The 1,625-nt window shown below is 55.2% G+C and carries 1 protein-coding gene and 1 pseudogene; both read right to left on the reverse strand.

Features of this window, described 5'->3' with window-relative positions; translation table 11 throughout:
• Positions 1-149: 149 nt before the first annotated feature.
• A pseudogene (locus tag L8V01_RS11855) lies at positions 150-567 on the reverse strand (transposase family protein); the annotation flags it as partial.
• 164 nt (positions 568-731) lie between these two features.
• Complete coding sequence (locus L8V01_RS11860; RefSeq protein ID WP_011117480.1) at positions 732-1,586, reverse strand: 23S rRNA (adenine(2058)-N(6))-methyltransferase Erm(X); 855 nt, start codon at positions 1,584-1,586, stop codon at positions 732-734.
• Positions 1,587-1,625: the final 39 nt, after the last annotated feature.

Raw genomic sequence — 1,625 nt, forward strand, 5'->3', positions numbered from 1 at the left:
AAGATTGCACGCGTGGGGATTGAGGGTGTGAATCCCACTGTCGTGGGTTTGATGAGGTAGTCGATGTTGCGGAAGCTTTGGCATCGGCGTGCGTTGTGCTCCGTACGTTGTTTCAAAAACGGGTTTCATCAAACGGAACAAAACCTGGGACACTTCATATCCCACCCCAGGCCTAATGACTTGGGTGCAGCGGCAACGCTCATCCGATTTAGGCAGAGTCGTTGCAGGATCCAGTGGGTCACCTGGTCCGTGGTCTTTGAATTGTCGGGCGCGCAGGCAAGGCCAGCACGGAAGATCTTCTGCAAGCAACGCTTGTTGGTGCACCGGTAGCGTGGAAGGCGCACATGAAGTTGTTGGGTGGCCGACGATGGGCAGATCGACCAGGCTGCGGATGACGTGGTCGCGGAATACTCCAGGCTGCCCGCAGGTAGGGCATTCATTGATCGGCTCGACGGGTTCGGCTTCAATAACAGTGACGTCACCGTTTTCTGTGGCACCGGTGATAGTAGTTCCTAGTTTTGCGGTGCGGCAGATGGTATCGACGATGACATTTCCGTTAGGCTGCACAGTAGGTCCTTAGTTTTGTACGGATGGATTAGATACCTTTTTCCTACAAAGCCAAGGACCCCAATATCTTGTGCCACGCCCGAACCCCCGGCGAACTAATCAATGCACTCTAAAACCGGAAGAGCCCTTTTAGTACTACTGGTGGATTTCGGTTTTGGTGGGGATTAACGCCGCCGGCTTCGGTTTTTCCGTTGAGGAGGTCGTTGACTACTTCCCGATGGTGAAATGGGTCGATGGTGAGGTAGAGAGGAACCAGTCACCTGGAAGAGATCGATCCAGTCGTTGGTGTGCAATCTGGGAGGTAGGGTCGCGGGGTCGATTCCTCGCGAGCGCAACCATGATTGTGTTTCTGAACGTGATGAAAACAACCCTGCCCTTCGGAGAATTTCCCCTATCCCGCGTCCCCGGGCAGTGAAAACGGTGTGCACCATCGCCTGAAAGGCTTTGCGCTGCTCTATCGGAATCTTCGGGTCACCCACCCGGCGGATCACTAAGATCCCCCCGTCAACGTTTGGCTGTGGCCGGAAAGCAGACCTTGGTACCCGAGAACCCAGGTGAAATGTGAACCATGGGGACCACTGAGCCGTCATCATCGTGCTTGCGCCTACCCCGGCCCGGCGGCGAGCGACTTCCCACTGCATGAGGAGTACAGCGTCAGTCCATGCTGGCGCATGCAGCAACTTTCGAAGAATGGCAGTGGTGAGGTGAAAGGGAATGTTTCCCACAATGACGCAGGGAGTGGCGGGTAACCGGAAGTTAAGGAAATCATCATGGACCACTTCGACCGCCGCCGAGGAGGTTTCTTGTGTGATTTTGGCAGCTAGTTTTGCGTCCACTTCAACTGCCGTTATCGCCCTCCCCAAGTGGGCCATCGGGTGAGTGAGGGCACCGCTTCCTGGTCCGATCTCAATGATGGGGCCGGAGGTTTGTTTCACAAGGTCGATGATGGAGTTGATGATCTTGTGGTTGGTGAGAAAATTTTGGCCATGCTCGTGACGGCCGTGTCCGTATGCAGACATCAGGTGTGCTCCTTGGATTTGAAAGGGAGCCGGGCATGA

This window comes from Corynebacterium curieae, assembly GCF_027570035.1.
In the GTDB taxonomy this organism is placed as follows: Bacteria; Actinomycetota; Actinomycetes; order Mycobacteriales; family Mycobacteriaceae; genus Corynebacterium; species Corynebacterium curieae.